Origin of the sequence: Hyalangium sp. (genome assembly GCF_035629615.1) — a bacterium.
In the GTDB taxonomy this organism is placed as follows: Bacteria; Myxococcota; Myxococcia; order Myxococcales; family Myxococcaceae; genus Hyalangium.
Genome location: NZ_DASPHO010000644.1, coordinates 1 through 4842 on the forward strand (window position 1 = coordinate 1; position 4842 = coordinate 4842).

Here is a 4842-nt window from a genome sequence, read left to right on the forward strand (position 1 = left end):
GCCCGCGTCTTCGTCCTCGCGGTGACGGTGGTGGTGAGCCATGGAATGACTGGGGGCGCTGCGTTGCTGTCCTCGCGGCTGTCGATGCTGCCCAGCTTCTCGGAGGCCGCGGCGGCGGGGGCCTCACGGGTGGGAATCAATCTGGCGAACGTGGGACAGGTGAGCGCGGTGGCCGTCGTAGGAAGCACCGTCGTCATCTCCCTGCCTGCCACGGCGGTTGCCATGGCGGCTTCGGGCATCGGTGGGCAAGGGGAGCTTCGGACAGTCAGCTCATCTCAAGGCGAACTCTTCGAGAACCAGGTGCCGGAGCAACTCTCTTCGGAACTGGCAACCGCCCAGCGGCTCGGGGTCCACCCCGTAAGCCCGTCCCACCCTGACTTCCTGCGCTATGCGAATGGGGAGCGGCTCAAATGGATTGTCACTCCAGAGGGCGAGCTGCTGATCGTGCCGCACACTTGGCGCGGCACGGAAATCATGCACTCCGTCGCCAGTGGCGGTCGCCCCGTGCTCGCTGCCGGTGAAGCGGAGATCGCTGTCCGTGGATCCACGCGCTTCGGCATCCGCATCACCTCGCACAGCGGCCACTACCTGAATGGGGCTTCCAGGGCCGTGAACGACAGGGTGCTGGAAATGGGGAAGCAGGCGTTCGCCCGCTTCGGAATTACCTTCCCTCGGTGACACGGAACCATGGCTACGAAGATCACCCTTCTGCGAACCGTTCTGAGATGGCCTCTTGAACAGGTGGCCTCATGGCTGGATGGGCTGGCCATCGGTGAGCCGGTGGGAGGGGAGTTCTTCAACTGGGAGCTTTTCGCCTCCACCGCCGCTTCACGGGCCAGAGAAGAGAGGAGCCTGCCATGGGCACAAATCGCACTGGTGGTGTACGCAGTGCTCGCGCAGCGCGCGCCCGGTGATGAGAAGCACTCCCTCATGCTCTCAGCCATGAACCTGCGCGGATGGTTGATCGTGGAACTCGGTCCACGGGACGGTGACGCGGTTTTAGACCCTGAAACCATTGTGGCGTGGTTCCGGAGTCTCGCTACCGTGCCCATTGAGGAGGCAGCCAGACTGGCGTCCTCGGAGAGCTGGCACACTCTCCCGATTGAGACGCTTCTCAAGCTGCGCTACATCAAGAGTGCGCTCAATGTCGTGTCCCTCATCTCTGGAACAGGGGTGGTGCTGAAGCATCCCGAGTTGGAGAACTGGCTCCAACTCAGACCCAAGTTGCCGTGAAGAATGGGATCGAAGGGAGGAACAAGGCGGTCTCCCCGCTCACTTCCACCGCTGGATGTCGAGGATCGTCGCCCGGCCCGGCTCTCGGTAGAAGCGGAGCAGATCCTGCGGCGCCGTCTCCTTGGGCGAGAAGCTCTTGGCCTCCGGGTGCTCGGCCCACTGCATGCAGCGGGCAATGGACTCGCTGCAGAACATGGCGCGCGAGGAGCGGAACGGATTGCGCCACTTGCGCTGCAGGAAGCGCCCGAACTGGACGACGGACTGGCCGATCAGCCCGCCAAAGTCGTACACGCTGCCCACCCACTCGCCCAGCCGCAGGAAGCCCTTGTCGAGCGAGTGCGCGGGCTCGACGAGCGCGACGATGCGGTTCTTCTTCACGAAGCGCTTCCAGGTGATGAGCCGGAAGCCCAGCTCGTGGGACTCGAGCACCATGTCGCACTCGAAGTCCTCATCCCAATAGAGGAAGAAGCAGTGGCTGGCCTCGCTCTTCGTGAAGTTGCGGACGAGCCACGACACGGGGTTGAAGGAGCGCGGCGTCGAGAACCCGATGAGCGTGGTCCGGCCCCTCGAGAGGGCGGCGCTGTCACTCGGCGGGTCCGGGTCCTTCACGATGGCGACGGCTTGGCTCATGGGGTGCTCCTCGACCTGGGGCAAGTCTAGCCTCGGGGGCTCGGGCCCGAACAGCACCCCAGGCTCCGAAGATCTCGCTCCCTTGGGGAATAGGGTGGCAGGGGGGGCTGTCATGTCACCGCTTTGCGGTGGGGGGCCTCTGTGCTGGACACTATGCGCTCCATGGGAACACGGAGACAGGCGCGGCAGGCAGGGACAGGGTTCCTGGGGCTCTGCGTCATCCTGGCGCTGGGTCTCAGCACACCCAGCCTTGCGCTCGAGCCGGGGCGGCGCCCCTCCCAGTACAACCACGAGATCTGGCGCAGCGAGAACGGCCTGCCGCAGAACTCGATCCTCGCCAGCGCGCAGACGGCCGACGGCTACCTGTGGTTTGGCACGTACGAGGGGCTCGCCCGCTTCGATGGCACGCGGTTCACCGTCTTCGATCGACGGAACTCGCCGGAGCTGGGGGAGAGCGATGTCCACGCGCTGGCGGAGGATGTCTCCGGCGTGCTCTGGGTGGGAACGAGGCAGGGCGTCCTCCGTTACCAGGAGGGGCAGCTCCGCCGCCCTCCGGAGGCGGGAGCGCTGGCCGAGGCCTACATCGTGGGGCTGGCGGCGGACAGCAAGTCCATGTGGATCAGCTCGTCCCTGGGGGTGACGCGAGCACCCGTCTCCGGTGAAGCCCCCTGGCGGCGGTATACGCCCGAGGACGGGCTGCCAGTCAAAGGCACGGGGCCCATCGTGGCGGATGGCGCGGGCGGTGCGTGGGTGGGAGCTGGCCAGGCCGTGGCCAGGGTGTCCGGGGACTCGGTGGAGGTCCTGTTCCTGCCTCCGGGTGAGTCTCCAGCGAAGCCGCTCCAGGTGGAGAGCCTCTGGCTGTCGCGAGACGGCACCCTGTGGATCGGCACGGGCCAGGGGCTCCTCTCCCTGCGGGAGGGGCAGTTCACCCGGCATGGCCCGGAGCAGGGAAGGCCGAATGTCAGAGTCAGGGTAGGGGAGCTGCTCGAGGATCGCGATGGCAACCTGTGGGTGGGCACTGGGCGGGGGTTGCTGCGGCGCAATGCGGCGGGCTTCAGCGCGCTCTCTACCCCCAAGGAGCTCGCCGAAGGCGCGGTGTCCAGCCTGCTCGAGGACCGGGACGGGAACCTGTGGATCGGTACGCAGAATGATGGCCTGCATCGCCTGAGCAATGGCCCCTTTCTCACAGTGGGGGAGCCAGAGGGCCTGGTCCTCGACGTCACCCGGTTTCTGCTGGAGACCCAGGACGGCACGCTGTGGGCGGCCTCGCAGAGGGATGGCCTGGCGCGGATGAAGGCGGGCGTCATCACCTACGTGGGGGCGGCGCAAGGGTTGGACGAGCGCATCCGCACGCTCGCGGAAGGCTCGGACGGAGCGCTCTGGGTAGGGACGGTGGGCGGTGCCTATCGCCAGGACGGCGAGCGCTTCGTCCTCCTGGGGCCCGAGCAGGGCATGCCCTCCGGCGCCGCCATCTGGGCCATGGCACCGGAGCCGGACGGCGGCATGTGGTTCGCCACCTCGGCAGGCCTGGCATGGCTGCACGGCGGACGTGTCACCCTGTACGCCGCCTCGGAGAAGGGGGACACCCCCGGCTATGTCATGCCCATGGTGCGGGAGGACTCGGGGACGATCTGGCTCGGCACGCACAAGGGCCTGCTCCGCTTCTCCCACGGCACCTTCACCCGCTTCACCATGAAGGAGGGGCTCGTCGGGGACTCCGTCTTGAGCCTGTACCCGGATGCGCACGGCACGCTGTGGGTGGGGACCAGCACTGGCCTGTCGCGCCTGAAGGACGGGCGCTTCACCTCCATCACCGCCGCGCAGGGGCTGCCGGATGAGACGGTCTTCAACCTCCTGCCGGACTCGGAGGGCTACTTCTGGATGAGCAGCAACAAGGGCGTCTCGCGGGTGAGCCGGCGCGAGCTGGAGGAGGTGGCGGACGGCCGGCGCCAGCGGGTGAATGGCGACTTCTTCGATGACCGGGATGGGATGCGTGCGGGCGAGTGCAATGGCGGCTCCCAGCCCTCCGGGTGGAAGACGCGGGATGGCAGGATGTGGTTCGCCAACCTGCGCGGCGCGGTGATGGTGGATCCGAAGGACGTCCGGCTCCGTCACCACCCGCCCCAGGCGCGGATCGAGGAAGTCCGAGTCCAGGGCCGGCCCGTGCCGCTGACAGAAAGGCTGGAGCTGGCGCCCGGGCAGCAGGACCTGGACCTGCGCTTCACCGCCTTCGTGGCGCGGGGCGCCCCGCGGGTGCAGTTCCGCTACCGGCTGGAGGGGCATGACCTCAACTGGGTGGAGGCCGAGGGCCGGCGGATCGCCACCTATACGCGCCTGCCGCCGGGCTCCTACCGCTTCCAGGTGCAGGCGCTGGATCGGGCAGGCCACTGGGTGGAGCCCGGGGCCGTGCTGGAGGTGGAGTTGCAGCCGTGGTTCTACCAGGCGGCGTGGTTCTACGTGCTGTGCGCGGTGGCCGTGGGCGGGGTGGCGGCGAGCGCCTACGCCTGGCGTGTCGGGAGGCTCAAGGGGCGCGAGCGCTGGCTGCAGGCGCGCGTGGAGGAGCGCACCCAGGAGCTGGCCCGGGCCAACGAGGAGCTGGATGCCAACCTCCGCGAGCTGCGCGCCACCCAGGCCCAGCTGGTGCAGGCGGGGAAGATGGCGGCGGTGGGCACGCTCGCCGCCGGTGTGGGGCACGAGATCAACAACCCGCTCTCCTACATCGTGTCCAACCTGGAGCACTCCTGCGAGGAGACGGAGACGCTGGCGAAGCTGGCGGAGGACGCGGAGCCGCTGCGCGAGCGGCTGCGGGACATGCACCAGGTGCTGCGCGAGGCGCTGATGGGGGCGGATCGGGTGCGGCGCATCGTGCGGGACTTGAAGACGTTCTCCCGCCAGGACGAGGACACGCGGGGGCCGGTGGATCTGCGGGCGGTGATGGACTCGGCGGCGAAGATGGCGGCCGGGGAGCTGCGCCCGCGC

At 68.2% G+C, this 4842-nt stretch carries 3 protein-coding genes and 1 pseudogene; 3 read left to right on the forward strand and 1 reads right to left on the reverse strand.

The genetic code is table 11. The annotated features are described in order from the left end of the window. Positions 1–678: pseudogene (locus VD972_RS32955) on the forward strand (hypothetical protein); the annotation flags it as partial. 9 nt (positions 679–687) lie between these two features. Next, positions 688–1233 (forward strand): hypothetical protein, encoded by a 546-nt coding sequence (locus VD972_RS32960; protein WP_324992762.1) that lies wholly within the window; start codon positions 688–690, stop codon positions 1231–1233. 39 nt (positions 1234–1272) lie between these two features. Here VD972_RS32960 and VD972_RS32965 read toward each other — a convergent pair whose 3' ends face one another. Further along, a complete protein-coding gene (locus VD972_RS32965) occupies positions 1273–1863 on the reverse strand; it encodes a hypothetical protein (protein ID WP_324992763.1) in 591 nt (196 codons plus the stop codon). Positions 1864–2025: 162 nt separating this feature from the next. Here VD972_RS32965 and VD972_RS32970 point away from each other — a divergent pair. Next, positions 2026–4842, forward strand: a 2817-nt coding sequence (locus VD972_RS32970) for a sensor histidine kinase (protein ID WP_324992764.1), incomplete at its 3' end; no start/stop codon positions are given.

What these genes read in the sequence shown, in the direction of transcription:
- VD972_RS32965 (WP_324992763.1), bottom strand. Translation starts at nt 1,863, where the DNA reads ATGAGCCAAGCCGTCGCCATCGTGAAGGACCCGGACCCGCCGAGTGAC.
- VD972_RS32960 (WP_324992762.1), top strand. Translation starts at nt 688, where the DNA reads ATGGCTACGAAGATCACCCTTCTGCGAACCGTTCTGAGATGGCCTCTT.